The sequence below is a fragment of the Methanohalophilus sp. DAL1 genome (genome assembly GCF_001683555.1).
Lineage (GTDB): Archaea > Halobacteriota > Methanosarcinia > Methanosarcinales > Methanosarcinaceae > Methanohalophilus > Methanohalophilus euhalobius.
Genome location: NZ_MAFX01000049.1, coordinates 40,696 through 59,664, shown reverse-complemented (window position 1 = coordinate 59,664; position 18,969 = coordinate 40,696). Strand labels below are relative to the sequence as shown.

Here is an 18,969-nt window from a genome sequence, read left to right as displayed (position 1 = left end):
TTGGCCCTTCTTATTGGAACCGCCGGCACACCCCTTAGTGCAAAAGGCAGGGGAAGTCAAGGAGGCATCCGACGGGTAAAGAAACTTGGCCTGGGTTGCATGGAACTGGAATTTGTGCGAGGAGTGCGGATGAAAGAGCCTACTGCAGAAAAAATCGCAGATACAGCCCGCAAAACAGGGATTTCCCTGAGTGTACATGCACCCTACTACATAAACCTGAATTCAAAAGAAGAGGAAAAAATCCAGGCCAGCATCAAACGCATCTATGATTCTGCCTATATAGGCAATATCTGTGGAGCCAGCTCAATAGTCTTCCATCCTGCCTATTACCATGAACAAAATGGTAACACCGTTTTTTTAAAAGTGGAGACTCTGCTGGAAAAACTTGCAGGCCAACTTGAAGATGAGGGAATCAATGCGACCCTGCGCCCGGAAACCACGGGTAAACCCAGCCAGTTTGGCAATCTGGAAGAAACCCTCGCTCTTTCAGCAGATATTGAAGGCGTCATGCCATGCATCGATTTTGCCCATTTACACGCCCGTTCAAAAGGTGAGGAAAACAGTTATGCAGAATTCAGTGCAGTGCTGGAAAAGGTCGAGGAATACCTGGGCAAGGAAGGCCTGAAAAATATGCACATGCATATTTCAGGAATCGAGTATACCGACAAAGGAGAAAAGAACCATCTTGTGCTCGAGGAATCAGACCTGAATTATTCAGAACTCATGCAAACATTGAAGGACTTCGGGGTACAGGGGCTTGTTATATGTGAGAGTCCAAATCTGGAAGAGGATGCCCTGCTGCTACAGAAGACTTATGAAAATAAGTAAAGACCTGGCGGGACCTTTACTTATTATAATTTGCACAGACCTCGAAGAAATTCCTGAATAATTCCTCGCCTTTGTCCGTATGTGCAACCTCAGGGTGCCACTGGATACCGTACAGCGGTTTGTCTGGATGTTTCATAGCTTCGATTGCACATATATCAGAGCGGGCAAGTTTCACAAAACCCGGCGGTAGTTCTGTAACCTCATCCCCATGTGAAGCCCAGGTAGAAATACGGGGACCGAGCCTTTTTAGAATATCATCCTCCTCCACAACCTCTACATCCACGGCAGCATATCCTCCATGGCTGCCGGCTCCTGTGGACCCGCCGTAGGCATGTGCGATAAGCTGGTGACCCAGGCATATACCAAGAATAGGAATATCCAGTTCTTTTGCGTATTCTTCACATAGACCTCCTCTTTCCAGAGAAGGACCGCCACTAAAGATCAATCCATCCGGTTTTTCAGCAATGACCTCCTCAACCGAAGTTGTGTTGGGAACAATACTTGTATCCATATCAAGATCCCTTACGGTCCTGTGAATAAGGTGACAGAATTGTCCGTGATTATTGATCACAAGGATTCTCAACTCTTCCATATCTGCCAGAAGGAGAACTGCATATATAAGCTTATTCCGGCAAAATGTTAACTTTTTTTGTATACGCAAACCCTTATAGAAAAGAAAAAGGGAAAATTATAAATAGAGTTGGGGGATACCATGTCACATGCTAACACGATACTTGCGGAGAGGTAATATGCCAGAAATAGGAAAACAAATTCGAATTGAAAGAATCATGGACAGAGACAGCAGAAATATGGTTATCATACCTATGGACCACGGAATTACAGATGGACCAATAGAGGGATTGATCAACATAGCAGATTCCATAAATAGCGTTGCTGAAGGAGGAGCCAATGCAGTACTTATGCAAAAAGGCATGATCCTGCACGGTCATAGAGGATATGGCCATGATGTAGGACTGATACTCCATATGAGTGCATCAACTTCACTGGGACCCGATCCCAATGACAAAGTGCTGGTCTGTACTGTAGAGGAAGCATCCCGCATGGGAGCAGATGCCGTATCCGTACACATCAACGTGGGGTCGGAAACCGAATCCGAACAACTTAAGATACTGGGTCACATAGGTAGACAGTGTGACTATTGGGGCATACCCCTGATTGCGATGATGTACCCCCGGGGCAGAAAAGTCACAAACCCGAGGGATCCACAGATGGTAGCCCACGCTGCTCGCGTAGGAGCTGAACTTGGAGCTGACGTGATTAAGACCGTCTACACCGGAGATATTGAAAGCTTCTCCAGGGTCGTAGAAGGCTGCCCTGTACCCGTAGTAATTGCAGGGGGACCAAAGACCAATACTGACAGGGAATTCCTGGAAATGATTCGTGAAGCAATGGATGCAGGTGCTCGCGGTGTTGCTATTGGCAGAAATGTGTTCCAGCACCCAAGCCCCACCCGGATGACCCGGGCGATCACAGAGATCGCACACAAGAATAAAACCGTGGATGAAGCCCTCAAGCAACTTCAGTGAGGATACAAAATGAAAAAGCAGGTATGGATACGTGCCGACGAAGGCGACTGGGAAGAGAAGAAGGAGCGTATAACAGGCGGCCTGGAATCAGGTGCCGACTGTGTTCTGGTAGAGGCAGAGGATGTAGATAAAGCAAAAGAACTCGGAGACATCAAAATTGCTGCATTTACCGATAATGCGGATACTGCCGCAGACATAATAGTTATCGGTCGCGGTGGAGAAGGCGACGGGACACTTCCATTACCTGTGGACATGAGCAACTCCCGGGATTTTGAACAGCTGGCAACATTGAGACGCCAGAAAAAGAGTATCGCTGCCCTGGTGGTAATCCAGGACAAGAAATATGAGAAATTTGCCGCTGCAATCGGAACTGAATGTGATTACCTGATCGCTATCGGTACAGACTGGAAAGTCATCCCTCTGGAAAACCTCATAGCACAACTCCAGGAAAAAGAAGTGAGTATAATATCCGGTGTCAGAGACGCCGATGAGGTTAAACTTGCCCTGGAGACCATGGAGCATGGGTCAGATGGCGTCCTGCTGGATACCGCCAATCCCGATACCCTGAAGGAAACCGTAAAACTTGCAGAAGAAGCAGGTGTAGAGGGAATTGATCTTGTACCTGCCACCATCACCAAAATAGAGCCTGTCGGAATGGGGGACAGGGTTTGCGTGGATACCTGTAACCTGATGGAAAGAGGGGAAGGTATGCTTGTGGGCTCCCAATCCTCCGGAATGTTCCTTGTACATTCTGAATCCGAAGAAAGTCCCTATGTAGCATCCAGGCCATTCAGGGTAAATGCCGGAGCAGTTCATGCTTATGTTAAGATCGGGGATAAAACAAGATACCTGTCCGAGCTGGAAGCAGGTGACGAAGTAACGATTGTCAATTCAGAAGGCCAGCAGCGTAAGGGAATTGTGGGCAGGGTTAAGATCGAACGCCGCCCCCTGATGCTTGTGGAAGCCCAATCCAAAGACGGCAATACAGTGAAAAATATCCTCCAGAATGCAGAAACAATAAAACTGGTTTCAAGCAATGGAAAACCGGTATCCATAGCCTCTCTGAAGGAAGGGGACGAGGTCCTGGTGCATATGGAAGATACTGGCAGGCATTTCGGGATGAAAGTCCAGGAAACAATCATAGAGAAATGAACATGACAGATTTTGTCCCCGACAAAGATGTAAAAATTGTCGCATCCATTGACAGCGACCCTCTTTTACAGGCACGCATCGCCAAAGTGCTTGGTGCGGATATTCTGGAAATCAGGCTGGATTTGCTTGAACAAAAAGAGGCTGTGCAGGCAAAGAAATTGTTCGACTTGCTGGATTCACAGGGTGAATTACCTCGTATTGCAACCAATCGTGCACATTCCGAAGGCGGCAACTGGCAGGGACCAGAAGAGCAAAGAATGACCCTGCTGGAAGATTTGATTCCTTATGTGGATATGATCGATATCGAGCGCAAAAGTACCGATTGCCTTCGAAACCGTTTGGTAGAGGAGGCAAAATCACAGGGAACAAAGGTAATTATGTCCTCCCATTTCTTTGAGACCACACCTCCTCTAAAAGAGATGGTTGCTATTCTCAACGAATGCACGGATAAGGGAGCCGATATAGCCAAACTCGCCGTCATGCCTCAAAAACCCGAAGATATACTGGAACTTTTCCATGCTGCATTGCAGGCAAGGGGAGAAGTTTGTGTTATTGCTATGGGGGATTTGGGACGTCACAGCAGGGTTATTGCCTGCAGATACGGTTCATTACTGACCTACGGCTGCGTGGAAAAACCGGTCGCTCCGGGACAGATCAGAATAGACCAGCTTAAAAAGGCCCTGGAGACTATTGTATGAAAAAGGTATTCGGTGTACTGGGAGACCCTATCGAACATTCCCTCTCCCCGGCAATGCACAATGCAGCGTTCAGGAAACTGAAAATGGATTGTGAATACCATGCATTCAGGGTAATGAAAAAAAATCTCAAAGACGCCATTCAGGGAGCACAGGCAATGGGTTTTGGCGGCCTCAATATCACTGTGCCCCATAAAGAAAAAGCATTAGAATTTACAAACCCTGATACACTGGCCCGCAGGATAGGGGCTGTCAATACTGTATCCTTCAATGATGGGATACGTGGCCACAACACAGATGGGCTGGGAGCTGAATTGGCTCTGCGGGAAGCAGGAGTGGGAATAAAATCCTCTAACGTCGTTCTTGTCGGTGCCGGGGGTGCCGCCCGTGCAATTGCCTTTCATTTCGCAGAAAAGGGAGCTTGTGTAACAATTGCAAACCGTACCCCTGAAAAGGCAGAAGCTCTTGCAGAGGATGTCGGTTGTAGTCATGCAGGACTGGAGGATCTAAAAGGACTGTTGCAAGACAGTGACATACTGATCAATGCCACGTCCGTGGGAATGCATCCACATATTGATGCAACCATTGCCAATCGGGATATCCTGCATCCGGATCTGGCTGTTTTTGACATAGTTTATAATCCCCTGCAAACAAAACTGCTGCATCAAGCAGAACTTGCAGGCGCCAAACCTATCAACGGGGTTGCAATGCTTGTCCACCAGGGTGCCGAAGCTTTTAGGATATGGACCGGCCAAAAACCACCGGTGGAAGTCATGCGCAAGGCCGTACTGGAGGGCCTGGATTGAAAATACTCATTATCGGTGGTACGGGGGAAATGGGTCAGTGGTTTGCAACCTTTTTCAAAAAACGTGGTTATGAAGTATGGATAAGTGGCCGCAGTGGAAAAGTGGAAGTTGCCGAAAGACTGGGTGTGCATTTTACAGCTGAGCCTGAGATTGTGATCCCGATATGTGACATTGTGATAATTTCAGTACCAATCAACATAACACCTACCATTATAGCACAGACGGCCCCTAAAATGAAAAAGGGGAGTTTGCTCATGGACCTGACATCATTGAAGAAAAAACCTGTTGAGGCCATGAAAAAATATGTTCCTGAAAATGTAGAATTTCTGGGGACCCATCCAATGTTTGGTCCTTCTATTCCCTCCCTGCAGGGCCAGACCTTTATACTCACCCCCGTAGAAGGCAGGTGTGATCAATGGTTTGACCATATATTCAACCTCTTAAGTGAAGAAGAGGCGAATATAGAAATCATAACTCCCGATGAACATGACCATTTTGTATCCATTGTGCAGGGACTCACCCATTTTGCCTATATTACCATTGGCGCAACCATGCAGACGCTGGATTTTGATGTGAAAGGTTCCCGGCGTTTTATGAGTCCGGTATATGATATAATGCTGGATTTTGTGGGACGTATTCTGGGGCAAAACCCCGAACTTTATGCCCTCATCCAGATGGAGAATCCTGAAGTTATCCACGTACATGACGTGTTTATAGATCAATGCAGACATTTTTCTTCAATGGTACGTTCCCATGACACAGGACAATTCTGTGAAGAAATGAAAGCCGCAGCCCTACATTTTGGCGACACGGCCTCTGCTTTACGTCGCTCGGACAAACTCATAAACAGTAAGGTAGCCGAATTCGAGGAACTCGTACACTCCACAGGTCAAGAGAGGGGACTTTTGCACATATATTCCAGAAATATACATGTTGGAATTATCAAAAAGGTTACTTCACATAATGTAACCCTTAAAGAAGGGAAAAGGGAACTGCAACTCAAAATAGGTAACATAAGGACCCTGTCAGCAGATGAATTGAATCACTGGAAAGAGAATAAACTCAAACCAACTCTGCGCGACATCTCTGTTTTCATTCCCCGTTCTGCCAGACCTTTTACGATACAACAAATCCTGGATTGTCACATAGATGGGGTAAAAGTCGAAACAATCGATACGTATCTCCACAAAATGGGTCCTAGTGCAACCTTCCGTTTGAACATACGCGGCGATCTGGATGCCTGCGAAATACAAAGGGATATGGAAGAATTATTGGAAGGTATGGGATGTAGCCTGCGCAATTAAAGCAATTATTTATGCCAGCAGCCACATATCCAATCGAAGATATAGCAGGGTGATAGGTTGAAAAAACAAACACAAAAAAGCGGAGTGAAAGCTGCTTTCGGCAAAGATATTACCGAATATCTCAGGTTTTACAAAATGGGACTGATCCTGATATCAGGACTTGGCATATATCTGGGACTCCTGGGATTATACCTGATAATTGTTGATAATAACTATATTCCAGGCATTGCCCTCTTTATTGCAGCCCTGCTCATATCCCCGCCACCTATCGGGATATCAAATATGATTATGAGGCATTTCAACATAGAACTTTCAATGGGATTAAAATTAGGAATAGCCACCTTGCTTATGTTTATTGCATGGTGGCAACTGGGTTTTTAAATCTGGCTGACAAGATCTTCCAGGGCTGACCTGGGATCTTCTGCCTTTACTATACCTGATGCAAGCAAAACGCCTACAGAACCAAGATCCATTGCGGCGGAGAGGTCTTCTCCCCGGGAAATACCCGCCCCACACAAAACCTGAACATCAGGATTTATTCTTTTTACAGCTTCAACCGACCCCCTCACTACCTCCGGATCAGCCTGGGAGACCGGTACACCCGTGCCAATGAGCTCGGGAGGTTCCACTGCAACATACTCCGGATTCAAAGCTGCAGCTGCTGCTGTTGTGGGAATGTTATTGGTGCACACAATCGTGGTAATGCCTTCTGCCCGGGCTGCACGCACCGATGCTTCAATATCCGCCAGTTTGAGCCTGCGTTCGGAATGGTTGATAAGAGATCCCACCGCCCCTGCCTGTTGTACACAGGAGGCCATTACATGGCCGGTATTGCTACCCGGGGAAACACCATCCACATGCTGGGCATAGACAGGTACATCCACCTGAGAAGAAACCCTGTAGATGTCACAAAGCTGGGGAGCAACCCCAATGGTCACTCCCGCATCTGCGGCTACATCCCTGCAGGCAGCAGCAATTTTTACTGCTGCCTCACCTGTACTCTGTGAATAGGTTTTGAAGTTCACAACTATAAGGGGCGAGTCCATGGGAATCTCCTCAGAAATCAGTCATTACTCTGAACTGGTCTATCTCGGGTTTGTTCAGGCCTTCGACGAACTGTTCTGCAGACTGGCGAATTTCCCTGGAATTTGTAATTGCACGTCCGACAACAAGGATATCGGCTCCTGCCTTGAGAGCATCAGGTATCGTATGCACACGTACACCACCGGCAACTGCCACAAGGATCTTCGGGGACAGTTCCTTGATAGCCTCAATACTACCCCAGGCATAAGCGGTATCCTCTACATCTATGGCGCGGTGAAGTTCCACAACATCAGGAAGCTCATCGAGTTTTTCCAGTACATCCATAGGATCAGGATGATTGAGTGTGTCCATTACAGCATAAATACCTGTCTTGTGGGCCTCTGAGATTGCCTTTTCAAGAGTTGGCACCGGTGCAAGGGCGGAAACCACAATTGCATCAGCTGTGGCATCTGCCACCATACGTGCCTCAAGGTTACCGGTATCCAGTGTTTTCAGGTCAGCCACGATGAAAGCATCAGGTTTGACTTCACGCAGTTTGGTGATTACATCCACACCGTAACGTTTTATCAGAGGAGTGCCTGCTTCAAGGATGAGGTGGTCACTCTTGGGCAGCTGTCTTACAACATTGAGCACTGCTTCCAGGTTTGGATTATCCAGTGCTACCTGCAGGTATGGAGGGTCCCATAGTCTGGAAACTTTGAATCCCATAACTGCATGGGAACCTTTGTCTTTTTCATCCAGTACAGTGTCTATGGCAGGGAAATTCTCCATTGCTCTTTTCAGTGCAAGTTTGGTCGCACCGTAATTATACCTGTAGATGCGGTTGTAATCCAGAGCCTGAGGGTGTATGAATACGCTGGCCACGATCACAAGATCGTCAGCTTTTTCTTTGGGTACAATTCCTTCTTCCACGGCATCTGCAACCGCTTTTGAAACAGCTGCCTGTGCAGGACCAAATATCTGGGATGCCTGGTCCATATTCTTTACCGTTACCTTGGGAACGATGAGGGTCGAAGGTTTTGTGGGTAGGTTCGGCCTGATCACAGAAAGCAGGGGAGTATGTCCTGCGGATAACTGAGTCATACCGGTAGCAAAGGCCTGCCCAACAGGTCCTTCCTTATCACCGATCATAAGATCAATATGTGCGAGTTCGGGTTCCTCGCCAATAAGTGCTTCTCCAATTAACATCATGCTCGATCAGCTGCTAGATTGGAATGAACGTATATATGATTTCTGATGAAATGAACTCGAACCGTATATACATAATTATTTATTTTTTGTGCAACTGATAGTGATATGTGCTGCGGAAAACCTATTCCATGATATCGGGAGACAAAAAAATAAGAAAATTGCATCTGTTAGTCGCTTTTGTTGCAACATATTTTGCCATCTGGTTTCCTGACATACAGGGAGTTTTAGGAATGGAGAATGTGAAAATTAGTTCCACACTGATTTTCGGCACACTGAACGGACTGCTTCTTGGCCCGGTATATGGAGCCATTGTATCCCTTGCAGCTATTTCAGTCCACCGTATAGTGCATGTTGATATGTTGCTCAATAACCCATTCTATCTCATAAGCCCGCTATTTATTGCAAGTGCCTCCCTTGTAGCTGGATTGGTAATAACAGGGAAGAAAAAGAGAGCAATCATTCTCCCATGCCTATTAATCGCCATCTGGTTCGCAACAGGAGTGGGAAGAGAGGTTTTTTATTATCCCTGGTTACATGTATTATCTATTGTATTTTTCCTTACTTTTACCAGAATAGAAAACAAAATATCCTTTTTTTCCAAAAACAAAGGATATCTATACCTTTTTGCATGTTCACTACTTGCCGTCTCCACAGACCATCTTGCAGGAAGCCTGTCAGCACTCTTTATTTTCGACCTTGGAAGCAGTATGTATAAAGAGGTAATATTTGTATACCCACGTCAACTACCCCTCCCTGACGGAAGGGGCTTGAATGTCAATTAAGCATTCGTCCGGGTGGCTGACAAGCACCCCTGAGATTCCAGGATATACCTGTAATCCCGTGTTTTGTGTTCAATGTTCATTGCACCGATTAGGTCGGCATTGTTTTCATAACCACATTTTTCACATCTAAAAGACAACCTGTTACGATTGTTTTTTGAGATATGATTGCATCGAATACATGTTTGAGAGGTATAAGAGGGGTCAACATAATGTGTAATTATACCTGCTTCTCTTGCTTTGTATTCAATGAATGTTTGTAATTGGCGGAAAGCCCAACTACTGTGGTTATGTCTTCTCTTTTTGGGAGTTTTATAAAGAGTGGAATCACGTATTCCTGATAAATCTTCCAGACCTATTACAGATACACCTTTTTCAGTTGCGAACTTCACAATTTTCTTTGAGATTGTGTGGTTTACATCTCGCATAAGACGTTTCTCTTTACCTGCAATATGTTTCAACATACGTTTTGCAGATAAAGTTCCCTTCGATTGTAAACGCTTTCGCATTGACTTGTATTGGTTGCGAAGATTCTTAATTTCACCACCAGCAAAAAAACTACATTTCTTGTCAGTGGTAGAAGCAACAGCAAGATAGTTCATACCTACATCTATACCCATGAATGTAGAAGCGTCTGTTATTTCTTTATCAGGAACTTCTTTTTCAATAGATAAATGGAAATAATAATCTCCATCTTTATGTTTTACAACTTTGGATGCCTGATATTTCCATGAGCCATCAAAATACTGTTTCGCATGTTCATAATTCAAAATGGAATATGCTTTTCTTCCGTTGATAGTAGTTATTTTGACCGTATCTTCATCAATTACAAAATCCCTTTTGTATGAAAAAGTCATTGAGGATGGCGAAAACTCTACCTTTTGCCATTTTGCCTTTTTCTGTTTCTTCAATGTTTTGTAACATCCAGCAACCTGTCTTGGAATGTTACAACTCATCTGAGATTTCAATTTTAATGTTTCACGAAGATAGGAGTAAACTTCCTGCTGTAACTTCATTGCTGGAATTGGTTTACCTTTATCAAAAAGAACTTCAGAAGCATAGTTCATTCCATCTGAATATTTCTGCATAGTTTCCACCAAATCATTATCAGGATTTGCTATTTTCAGGATAACTGTTTTAGTGAGAAACATATACTACTATATTCACACGTAAATTATAAATACTTTACTGTGAATCAATAGACGCATTCCTCCCCTACCTTACGGAAGGGGACTCCTGCTCGGTAAGTTGAAAAAGAAAAATGAATTAATAATCGATACTATTCTTCAACCTATCCATAGCACTGGAAAAGGGATGGGAAGATTTTTCGACAGTAAATATTTTGGATAGGCCATGCGCGGACACCTCACACATGCATGGAATCGAAGTAAGTACAGGCACTCCATATTTTTCACCCATTTGCAATGATTGTTCATCAAGACACATGTTTTCCACAATCCCACATTTTTTGCCCAGGGGGGTGTATATTCCATCAATTGCCTGCTTTATATTTGTGAGACAGTATTCATTGGGTTTTACTACCATCAGGACGTAATCACTGCTTGCCACAACATTGACCGATGTGAAATCCACCCCGGGACTTGTATCCATAATTACAACGTCAAAACCTTCCTTATGAAGATCTTTTTTGGATTGAATCAATGCTTTGAGTGCATTTGATTGCCATTTCCTGTCCTTTGAAGAAAATTCCCTGATTGCGGAAATTTCGGGATTTGAGTAACCTACATAGAAACGAGCCTCTGAAGCAATGCTTTTTGAACCATCCACTATTACTTGACGTATGTTTTTTTTGTAATCAAAAATATCATTTATCCACTCACTCGAGGGAGGGAACATGCCATTAAATGTGCTGGGAGATTTCAGGTCCATGTCAAGCAAACATACATCCTTACCTTCTTTTGCATAAGCACATGCAAGATTGATGGCAACACTTGTTTTTCCCGTACCCCCACGTGGAGAGTGGACTGCAATTGTAAACGTATCTTTCATTTGATTTGCCCACAGATTAATTGCTTAATTAAATAAACCACCATCAATAATAAATTCGTAACAATGACACCAATTCTTGATGGAAATATCTTTTGTTTTTAAATATAGAGACCCATTCTTCAGAATGAAGATGTATTATACATTAATTATTCTGCTGAAGATTAATCACAGTGATTAATATTAATTTTTCTTCACTCAGAAATATGTTATCTTTATTGAACTGTAAAAAAGACTTTTCTGCCATTTCTGTACTTGTGTACATGACCCATACGTACAAGCTGATTGAGATAATTGCTTTCAACTGCTCTTTCCTTAGATGTTTTTTCCGAAATCTGTGCAGCGGTTGCAGTTCCCATTTCAAATAAGACGGTCGCTGTCGTGCGCAAATGATCCGGCAGGGAAAGAAGGGTCATTACATCGAGCTCATTTAAACCATCTTCCTGTGAAACATGAGACGAAGAATCCTGCTGGAATAACAGCCTGTCGAGCTTATCATTGATTTCATTCAAAGCTACAAGAATATTGTTCATTTCAACTTCTGAAACCATGTGACCACCATAATTTGTATCCTGGTATTACAGTAATACTGTATTCCAATAAAACTATAAAAAAGTACAGTATACACAGAAAAGAATTGAACTACTCCACGCTTACGCTTAAAGATATTTTACCATATAAGGGCCTTCCAGAACATAACCCAGTTTCCGGTAATATTCACGTACACCAATACCGCTGATAATACTGAGTTTTTCAAAACCGGCATCTTTTGCCATTTTCTCAGCCTCAGAAATCAACCTGAGACCATAACCCCTGTGTTGCCAGTCGTGATCCTTTGCAGATCCACCCACGACAACCATTGAACCATAAACATGTAATTCCCGCACAAGAGCCGAATTATCAAGTTCAGGCCGATGTGGATTGTTCGGAAACCTCAACCTCAAAAATCCAATCAAGATGTCCTGACTGACATCCTCGAACGATAGGAAATGTTCCTCCCCACCACAGGAAGAGTAGGATTGCACCATAAATTCAATATCTTCTATTGAAGGTGGCCTTTCTTTCAGGATATTATGACCAACTTCCCTGCAACGTATACAACTGCATTTGCCACCTTTTTGCAGAAGTCGCTGGCCTGCAAGCTGGCGAATATTACTCTTTTTCACACCGGCCAATATCTGCTGTGCAGGAATATCCCGCTGGATACGTTGCAGCCGCACCCACCTGGGGAGCATTGCTTTTATGTCAGCAAGCAGTTCCACAGCTTCTTCATCATAGAGGGGATCGTACTTGCCTGCCCTCCACATTTTTTCAAGCTCTGTACCTTCGGTTACAAGAGTGGGATAGATCTTCAGGAAATCCGGCATGAAACGTGAATCACTGAACAGTTTTTTAAATCCCCGCAGGTCCCGCTCATTATCCGAACCCGGAAGATGGGGCATTATATGGAAACCTACTTTCAGGCCACTATCGCGTAATACGCGATTTGCCTCAGCGGTGTCGGCAACTGTATGGCCCCGACGCATCCTTGAAAGTACAAAATCGTATACACTTTGCACCCCGATTTCTACTTTTGTAGCACCAAAATCCAGAAGCCGGTCTACCTCCACAGGAGATGTCCAGTCGGGACGTGTCTCATAGGTTATACCTATGTTGCGAACCGCAGAACTTTCATTGGTCTCCTGTACATCTTCGATAGGAATATAGCCGTAAACATTATGGACACTATCCCGCCATTGATGCCCCTTAAAATCATTCATCGCCTCAAGACAACGTTTGGTGAACCATTCCTGGTAATCCATATTACGGGATGTAAATGTACCTCCCATGACTATAAGTTCTGCCTTATCGACTTCGTGCCCGATTTCCTGCAACTGTTTCAGGCGTGCGTGCACTATCCTGTAGGGGTCATACTCATACTGTATACCCCGCATGGCGGCGGGCTCCCTTCCCATATAACTCTGAGGAGACTCAAAAGCAGATGCAGGCCCGCCGGGGCAGGGCACACATACACCGTGAGGACAGGGTGCAGGAGATGTCATAACCGCAATAACCGCCACACCGGATATTGTCCTTACAGGTTTACGCCGCAGCCGGCTGCGCACATATTCTTTTTCACTATCAGAAGCAGCGGCTATGACATCGGAATTACGAGGAAGCGTTGACAGCCCATATTGCCTGCTTATGTTCAGTTTTTCCCTGTTGAACTGCACTTTATCCAATGTTAAATCTTCAAGAACCAGCTCAACAAGTTTCCTGCAGGCTTTAGCAAAATCACTCTCATCAGACATTGGCCATCTCCGTGACCAGTCGTTCAAGATGTATCCTGTCGTTAGCGGCACTCCTGACATTCAGGTCAGCATCGGCAATCTTCAACAGGATCCGGGCAAGGATTGCGGGAGATTCACCGGTATCATTCACAATCCGATATAAATGCCTGACAATTTCCACCCCTGACATACCGTCTTCAATAAGCATTTTATCAATCGCTTTACGTGCCAGGGGAAAATCCGCAGCTGAGATGGCTTCCTGAAGGGAAGAAACACCCGCAGGTACATCTTCCATTACTACCTCAAAGATTATGTCTGCAGATAGTTTTTCGCCGGCATGTTGAAGAGCTGCAGACTGGAGAAGCCGCAGAGCACAGTCCACGTTGCCCTTACAATGACGCGCAAGACTTACGAGAACTTCTGGCTCATAAGCAAGACCCTCCCTATCAGCAACATCACCAAGGAAACCTACAAGTTCTTCATCCGACACGTAGGTGAAAAATAATTGCAGACCACGGGAGCGCAGAGGGGAGATCAGTCTTGAGGGTTGGGTTGTGGAAAAGATGAACCTGCAGGTGCGACTGTAGCGTTCCATAATCCGGCGCAAAGCATGCTGGGCGCTTTCATTGAGGGATTCCGCACTATCGACAAAGATTATCTTATAATCTGCATCAATTGAGCCCATACTTGCATATTCATTTACCAGGTCCTTAAATATCGAAATTACACTTGACCTTATCTTTTTGGGATCATCCGTACCCAGAATACGCACAAAACGTTTGTCCCTTACAAGATAACGTTTCCCCTGATCGAAAAAATCTGAAGCATTGAAATAGGTGAAGTTGTGCTCAAAGTTATCACCATAAATGCCTCTTGCAAGGGCAAATACAGCAGATGCTTTTCCACTTCCTGCAGGACCGTGGACTACAAGGTGTGGCAATTTCCCGGCAGATACCAGATGTTGCATTATTGATATTGCCTTTTCATTGCCTACAAAATCACCCAGGTCCTGTGGCCTGTATTTCAATGTCCAGAGATCTTTCATTGCCCCTCTCCTTTTTCCTGAAGCACTTCCTTTATCACCTTACCGTATACCGGACGGGCAATAAGTACACCGATCAATACACCGACAATGGTAGTTATGGCGAAACCTTTCAGGGCCCCAAAGCCCATGACAACCAGGGGCGACATTGCAATAATCGTGGTTGCAGCTGCTGCAAAGATTATACTGAAAGCCCGGGTAATCCTCGAAAGATAAACTTTGGTTGGTGGTAATTTACCCTCATAGAGCACCTCGTCGGTAATTATCACAAGGTGATCGATACCCGTACCTATCACTGCTATTATACCGGCAATGCTTGGAAGGTCAAGTTGCCACCCTACAGCTGCAGCAAACCCGAGGATCATGAGTACTTCACTAACAGAAGTTGCCACCATCGGCACAAGAATCTGTTTTTTACCATAACGTCTGTAGACCACACCGGCAACTGCAAGCATTGAAAGCAATCCTGCAAGCACTGCCTGTTTCTTGAACTGGTCTCCCAGTGAAGCATCGACCTGTCCGGAACCTACGAGCTCCACATTGACCGGCAGGGCTCCTGCACGCAGGTGTATCTGGAGTTGCTCGGCCTGTGCCTTACTTTCATTATCTGCACCTGTGGAAGCTTCCCAGGAATAAATTGGGTTCGTCCTTATACGGGATGCAGCTGAAGGGCTTAGCGGAGCACCATATACTTCCTTATCATCAAGATACATGTAAAGCCAGTGAGAATTGGGATCGTTTACTGCACCTGTCTCTATTGCAGCTTCTTGGAGAGCGTTTGCCCCATCAAGGGTCAGCTTAAATGGAGTGTACCACTGTCCATCATGACGTGAGGGGACACCGACACTGGAAATATCGTCACCGTAGAGCACATGTTTGGTATTGTTGCCTTCGGTTTGTATCCGTATTTCAAATTTACCAGGTTTTTGGGCAATCTCCTTGGCAGTTGTAAGATCGATACCTGCAAAGTCCATCAGTATGTATTCATCACCCACCGTACGTACCGGTATATCCTTCAGACCAAGGGCATTGAGTTTTTCACTGAGGATCTCTTTAGTAAGGTCCCGTGTCTCTGTGCGCACACCCTTCCGATAGAGTTTGTCACCGTTTTCATCGGTCAGCAGAGAACCGCCAACATCAGCCAATAAATTTTCAACAGTTTCCTGTTCTGCTTTGGTCCTGATTTCATATTCCACACCGCCGGGAACTGCATAGGGAATTACCTCGGCATTGAGTTCCTCGGAGAGATATGTGGCTATCAGTTGTTGTTCTGTTGTGTAAAGAGTGATCTCTGAAAGATTGCCTTCTCTACTTACTGAAGAATCACTCAGACCCAGTTGATTTAGCTGGGATTGGGTCACTGAAGCTTGTGTTTTTAGGGAGATGGTGATTGTGGATTGCCCTTCAGAGGGTGGTATGACATTCACGACTTCAACCGGAGAGCCAACAATATTTTCGACAAGAGCACTTGCAGTCATTCCAGAGTCTACATTGGCCTGTATTACAGCACCCTGCAGGCTTACCTGTAACCAGGAACCCCCTTCAAGATCAAGTCCATAATCGAGGTTGGTATCAAAACCTTCATCTGCCGAATACCAGGGCTGGATTGCAACAAGAGAAAGCAGAATGGCTATTATGAATATACGTACACGCCAGTCACTCAACAGCCCCTTTGGTTTTTCTTCGCTCATGTCTTCACCCCCTTGGGATTCTTATTCACATACCACCTGAGGATGCCCGTATTCAACAGCCAGGTATTCATCAGGTCAGCAAGTAGACCGAATATCAGTACAATGGAAATGTCAGATAAGAGGTTTATCTGTGAGACAGTTGAAGTCAGGACATAAGAATATGTGGAAACAATATACATAACCACTAGCGCTGCAAGGGTCGTGGTGGTCATCGTAATACCTGTATGCATTGCTAGGGATATTTTTTCATTTGCAGATCCGCGCCGTTTGAGTACACGGGTTGTGAGTAAGATATCACTGTCAACAGAGTAACCAATAAGCATCAATAAAGCTGCAACTGTACCAAGGGATAGTTCAATTCCTGTGATATTCATGAATGCAGCGGCTATGCTGATATCGGAAAGTGCAGAAAGGACCACTGCTACGGAGGGTATGGTGCTGCGGAAGATAAGGAAAACTACTATTGCCATGCCTATAAAGGACAGAACTACAGCCTGGAGAGCCTGTACCTGCAAATCCTTGCCGTAGACAGCTCCTACCTGCCGGATCTCTACGGATGAATACGCAGATGTTATTTTCTTTTCAAGTTCCAGCTGTTCGTCATTGTCCATAGGCCCAAACTGGAGTACTGCCCTTTGTCCGGTTTTACGTACATCGGCCAGAGAATATCCTGAATAATCGACCTCCAGTTTTTCTATCGGGTCGTCTGTCTGGAAGGAAATCATTGTTCCGCCCTTAAATTCCATACCCAGGTTCACAGGGGACCCGGATGTGGAATACACAAATACCATAATCAGTAAGGCTATTGCAAACACCGCAAGAGGTATAGTTACAAGTTGCCTCTCATTATGGTTCTTAATGAAGTTTTCAAGTTTATCAATAAACAGCGCCATAAATTGTATGCTCCGATAACATAGACTCAGAAGTCAAATTACACTTTTCCATACTATGAAGTAATATATACTATTTTCTTGTGTTATTGCTTTTTGGTGAAGTCGCCTGGAAATGGCTAATACATAACTAATATATACTGCCGACAACCCATTTTACAGGCATGCCATACAGACCATCTGTTGACGAATATTTTCTTGAGATCGCTACCGTAATAGCCAAAAGATCCACATGCCTTCGCAACCGGGTGGGAGCGGTTATCGTGCGGGATAAACAAATCCTTTCCACAGGTTACAACGGAGCCCCAAGTAATATGGAACACTGCCTGGATATCGGATGTATCCGGCAAAAAAACAATATCGAATCAGGAACACGTCATGAGAAATGCCGGGCAGTGCATGCCGAACAGAATGCCATAATCCAGGCAGCACTGCACGGAGCTGGAATCGAAGGGGCAACCCTCTACTGTACACACCAACCCTGCATCCTGTGTACCAAAATGATAATCAATGCCCGGATAAAACGGGTGGTTTACCTGACATCATATCCGGATACTGATGCCCTGGATTTCTTTAATGATGCAGGAGTGGAGATAATAAACCTGCCAGTATCAAGACTCCTGGAAGATGCGTAAGGCCTTCTTTATAATATCCATGTTGTCCGGCCGGTAAAGCTGGCGGGCAGATGTTTTTTCCTCGGTAAACAGGGGTATGCCCCGTACAACAACTACCGGATTACCTCCACTCCCTTCTCCCATCAGCAGGTTTGCAGCAGCTGCCACTTCATCGGCAACCGCCTCCTCACTGATCTGCATTTCATAACCGAAAAGGTCCTTTGTACCTCTCCAGTAATAAATGGGTGTAGCATGATACAGCCCTATTGCAACACCTGTCTGACCCAGTCTGAAAGCCCTGCCATTGGTGTCAGTTACCACAACAGCAACCCTGCAACCTGTAATCTCTTCAACTCTCTCTCCTATACTTCTGGCACTGGCATCCGCATCCCGGGGGAGATCGGCAAGTAAATCGTTCTCGACATTGGAATCATCCACTCCCGCATTGATACATACATGTGCCCTGTCGGATTGCACAAGCATTACAGGAGATTCGACAAAACACTCACTGCACCTGTCCAGTACCGCCTCTACAAGCCGTGGGTCTTTATCGTCCTTTTTGCCAATCCCGATTGCCCGATCAGAGGGCGTAATGTCGTCAAGGGAAAACAGTTCATTTTCGGCTTTTGCAATGATGGTAGAAGCAATAACCAGCACATCGCCATCTTCCAGAGCGGCACGCTCACATATCATAGCCGCAATGTCGTCACCGGGTTTTACAAGGGGTATATCATCAACAGTAAAGGCTTCCATCCTCACCTTTTTTCAACTCCACAGAAAAATACAGCAGCTCATGAACGTCGGGAGTGCAGAGGGTCGTGGAAACCCATGACTTTAGTCGTGGGAGGAAACGTACCCTCGCCGCCCTTTTCACCTCTTATACTTTTTATTGTTTTTAAATATGAAATGAAATAAATACTATCAGCCCCTATATTATGTTGAGGAACAAACTGTCCTGATACCCCTTGTGGGAAAGGCACAATCCGACAGGAAGTAAACGGTTGAAGTTCAGGGTAACAGTTTGAACACATTGCTCTTTCGGGCAAGGTGGTTGGTAACAACCCCGTGGAAACGACATTTGAAGCGTCTCGATTGAGTAGGCTGCCACT

General features: G+C 45.1%; 20 protein-coding genes. 9 read left to right on the top strand and 11 right to left on the bottom strand.

What is annotated here, in order from left to right; genetic code table 11:
• Complete coding sequence (locus A9957_RS08765; protein WP_292343938.1) at positions 1–828, top strand: TIM barrel protein; 828 nt, start codon at positions 1–3, stop codon at positions 826–828.
• 16 nt (positions 829–844) lie between these two features.
• Here A9957_RS08765 and A9957_RS08760 read toward each other — a convergent pair whose 3' ends face one another.
• Entirely contained in the window at positions 845–1,420 is a 576-nt protein-coding gene (locus A9957_RS08760; protein ID WP_292343937.1) for a GMP synthase subunit A, read from the bottom strand.
• A 157-nt stretch (positions 1,421–1,577) separates the two neighbouring features.
• Here A9957_RS08760 and A9957_RS08755 point away from each other — a divergent pair, with 157 nt between their 5' ends.
• From A9957_RS08755 to A9957_RS08730, 6 genes are read left to right on the top strand one after another with little or no spacing between them, the layout of a single operon-like run.
• Positions 1,578–2,375: a 2-amino-3,7-dideoxy-D-threo-hept-6-ulosonate synthase gene (locus tag A9957_RS08755; RefSeq protein ID WP_096712325.1), complete on the top strand. Its 798-nt coding sequence runs from the start codon at positions 1,578–1,580 to the stop codon at positions 2,373–2,375.
• Between the two features lie 9 nt (positions 2,376–2,384).
• Positions 2,385–3,527: a 3-dehydroquinate synthase II gene (locus tag A9957_RS08750; protein ID WP_292343936.1), complete on the top strand. Its 1,143-nt coding sequence runs from the start codon at positions 2,385–2,387 to the stop codon at positions 3,525–3,527.
• Positions 3,528–3,529: 2 nt separating this feature from the next.
• Complete coding sequence (gene aroD, locus A9957_RS08745) at positions 3,530–4,225, top strand: type I 3-dehydroquinate dehydratase (protein ID WP_292343934.1); 696 nt, start codon at positions 3,530–3,532, stop codon at positions 4,223–4,225.
• Positions 4,222–5,028 carry a shikimate dehydrogenase gene (locus A9957_RS08740; RefSeq protein ID WP_292343932.1) on the top strand — a complete coding sequence of 269 codons (807 nt, stop codon included), beginning with the start codon at positions 4,222–4,224 and terminating at the stop codon, positions 5,026–5,028. The genes aroD and A9957_RS08740 overlap by 4 nt, the downstream gene beginning before the upstream one ends.
• Positions 5,025–6,332 carry a prephenate dehydrogenase gene (locus A9957_RS08735; RefSeq protein WP_128754464.1) on the top strand — a complete coding sequence of 436 codons (1,308 nt, stop codon included), beginning with the start codon at positions 5,025–5,027 and terminating at the stop codon, positions 6,330–6,332. Before A9957_RS08740 ends, A9957_RS08735 begins: the two co-directional genes overlap by 4 nt.
• Before the next feature lie 57 nt (positions 6,333–6,389).
• Positions 6,390–6,713: a hypothetical protein gene (locus A9957_RS08730; protein ID WP_292343931.1), complete on the top strand. Its 324-nt coding sequence runs from the start codon at positions 6,390–6,392 to the stop codon at positions 6,711–6,713.
• Here A9957_RS08730 and tpiA read toward each other — a convergent pair.
• Both tpiA and A9957_RS08720 read right to left on the bottom strand, forming a co-directional pair.
• Positions 6,710–7,378: a triose-phosphate isomerase gene (tpiA, locus tag A9957_RS08725; protein ID WP_292343929.1), complete on the bottom strand. Its 669-nt coding sequence runs from the start codon at positions 7,376–7,378 to the stop codon at positions 6,710–6,712. The two genes, A9957_RS08730 and tpiA, sit on opposite strands and share 4 nt — an antisense overlap.
• Before the next feature lie 10 nt (positions 7,379–7,388).
• A complete protein-coding gene (locus A9957_RS08720; protein ID WP_128754463.1) occupies positions 7,389–8,567 on the bottom strand; it encodes a bifunctional 5,6,7,8-tetrahydromethanopterin hydro-lyase/3-hexulose-6-phosphate synthase in 1,179 nt (392 codons plus the stop codon).
• Between the two features lie 230 nt (positions 8,568–8,797).
• Between A9957_RS08720 and A9957_RS08715 the strand changes: the two genes are divergently transcribed.
• A complete protein-coding gene (locus tag A9957_RS08715) occupies positions 8,798–9,349 on the top strand; it encodes a hypothetical protein (protein WP_292343927.1) in 552 nt (183 codons plus the stop codon).
• Here A9957_RS08715 and A9957_RS08710 read toward each other — a convergent pair.
• The 7 genes from A9957_RS08710 to A9957_RS08680 form a co-directional block, all read right to left on the bottom strand.
• Complete coding sequence (locus tag A9957_RS08710) at positions 9,346–10,497, bottom strand: transposase (RefSeq protein WP_292343925.1); 1,152 nt, start codon at positions 10,495–10,497, stop codon at positions 9,346–9,348. The two genes, A9957_RS08715 and A9957_RS08710, sit on opposite strands and share 4 nt — an antisense overlap.
• 115 nt (positions 10,498–10,612) lie before the next feature.
• A complete protein-coding gene (locus A9957_RS08705) occupies positions 10,613–11,356 on the bottom strand; it encodes a ParA family protein (protein ID WP_292343923.1) in 744 nt (247 codons plus the stop codon).
• Positions 11,357–11,568: 212 nt separating this feature from the next.
• On the bottom strand, positions 11,569–11,904 hold the full coding sequence (locus A9957_RS08700; RefSeq protein WP_096712335.1) for a transcriptional regulator: 336 nt from the start codon (positions 11,902–11,904) through the stop codon (positions 11,569–11,571).
• A 108-nt stretch (positions 11,905–12,012) separates the two neighbouring features.
• Positions 12,013–13,644, bottom strand: coding sequence for a tRNA uridine(34) 5-carboxymethylaminomethyl modification radical SAM/GNAT enzyme Elp3 (locus tag A9957_RS08695; RefSeq protein ID WP_292343921.1), 1,632 nt, complete (start codon positions 13,642–13,644; stop codon positions 12,013–12,015).
• Positions 13,637–14,668, bottom strand: a complete 1,032-nt coding sequence (locus A9957_RS08690; RefSeq protein WP_292343919.1) for an AAA family ATPase — start codon at positions 14,666–14,668, stop codon at positions 13,637–13,639. Before A9957_RS08690 ends, A9957_RS08695 begins: the two co-directional genes overlap by 8 nt.
• Positions 14,665–16,356 carry a preprotein translocase subunit SecD gene (locus A9957_RS08685; RefSeq protein WP_292343917.1) on the bottom strand — a complete coding sequence of 564 codons (1,692 nt, stop codon included), beginning with the start codon at positions 16,354–16,356 and terminating at the stop codon, positions 14,665–14,667. The genes A9957_RS08690 and A9957_RS08685 overlap by 4 nt, the downstream gene beginning before the upstream one ends.
• Positions 16,353–17,249, bottom strand: coding sequence for a protein translocase subunit SecF (locus tag A9957_RS08680; protein ID WP_096712339.1), 897 nt, complete (start codon positions 17,247–17,249; stop codon positions 16,353–16,355). Before A9957_RS08680 ends, A9957_RS08685 begins: the two co-directional genes overlap by 4 nt.
• 161 nt (positions 17,250–17,410) lie before the next feature.
• Here A9957_RS08680 and A9957_RS08675 point away from each other — a divergent pair, with 161 nt between their 5' ends.
• Complete coding sequence (locus tag A9957_RS08675; protein ID WP_096712340.1) at positions 17,411–17,881, top strand: cytidine/deoxycytidylate deaminase family protein; 471 nt, start codon at positions 17,411–17,413, stop codon at positions 17,879–17,881.
• On the opposite strand, the gene A9957_RS08670 is transcribed toward A9957_RS08675, so the two are convergent.
• Positions 17,858–18,619, bottom strand: coding sequence for a coenzyme F420-0:L-glutamate ligase (locus A9957_RS08670; protein WP_164909036.1), 762 nt, complete (start codon positions 18,617–18,619; stop codon positions 17,858–17,860). The two genes, A9957_RS08675 and A9957_RS08670, sit on opposite strands and share 24 nt — an antisense overlap.
• Positions 18,620–18,969 lie beyond the last annotated feature (350 nt).

What these genes read in the sequence shown, in the direction of transcription:
- A9957_RS08755 (WP_096712325.1), top strand. Translation starts at nt 1,578, where the DNA reads ATGCCAGAAATAGGAAAACAAATTCGAATTGAAAGAATCATGGACAGA.
- tpiA (WP_292343929.1), bottom strand. Translation starts at nt 7,378, where the DNA reads ATGGACTCGCCCCTTATAGTTGTGAACTTCAAAACCTATTCACAGAGT.
- A9957_RS08760 (WP_292343937.1), bottom strand. Translation starts at nt 1,420, where the DNA reads ATGGAAGAGTTGAGAATCCTTGTGATCAATAATCACGGACAATTCTGT.
- A9957_RS08690 (WP_292343919.1), bottom strand. Translation starts at nt 14,668, where the DNA reads ATGAAAGATCTCTGGACATTGAAATACAGGCCACAGGACCTGGGTGAT.
- A9957_RS08675 (WP_096712340.1), top strand. Translation starts at nt 17,411, where the DNA reads ATGCCATACAGACCATCTGTTGACGAATATTTTCTTGAGATCGCTACC.
- A9957_RS08685 (WP_292343917.1), bottom strand. Translation starts at nt 16,356, where the DNA reads ATGAGCGAAGAAAAACCAAAGGGGCTGTTGAGTGACTGGCGTGTACGT.
- A9957_RS08695 (WP_292343921.1), bottom strand. Translation starts at nt 13,644, where the DNA reads ATGTCTGATGAGAGTGATTTTGCTAAAGCCTGCAGGAAACTTGTTGAG.
- A9957_RS08720 (WP_128754463.1), bottom strand. Translation starts at nt 8,567, where the DNA reads ATGATGTTAATTGGAGAAGCACTTATTGGCGAGGAACCCGAACTCGCA.
- A9957_RS08750 (WP_292343936.1), top strand. Translation starts at nt 2,385, where the DNA reads ATGAAAAAGCAGGTATGGATACGTGCCGACGAAGGCGACTGGGAAGAG.
- A9957_RS08700 (WP_096712335.1), bottom strand. Translation starts at nt 11,904, where the DNA reads ATGGTTTCAGAAGTTGAAATGAACAATATTCTTGTAGCTTTGAATGAA.
- A9957_RS08715 (WP_292343927.1), top strand. Translation starts at nt 8,798, where the DNA reads ATGGAGAATGTGAAAATTAGTTCCACACTGATTTTCGGCACACTGAAC.
- A9957_RS08680 (WP_096712339.1), bottom strand. Translation starts at nt 17,249, where the DNA reads ATGGCGCTGTTTATTGATAAACTTGAAAACTTCATTAAGAACCATAAT.
- A9957_RS08740 (WP_292343932.1), top strand. Translation starts at nt 4,222, where the DNA reads ATGAAAAAGGTATTCGGTGTACTGGGAGACCCTATCGAACATTCCCTC.
- aroD (WP_292343934.1), top strand. Translation starts at nt 3,530, where the DNA reads ATGACAGATTTTGTCCCCGACAAAGATGTAAAAATTGTCGCATCCATT.
- A9957_RS08705 (WP_292343923.1), bottom strand. Translation starts at nt 11,356, where the DNA reads ATGAAAGATACGTTTACAATTGCAGTCCACTCTCCACGTGGGGGTACG.
- A9957_RS08710 (WP_292343925.1), bottom strand. Translation starts at nt 10,497, where the DNA reads ATGTTTCTCACTAAAACAGTTATCCTGAAAATAGCAAATCCTGATAAT.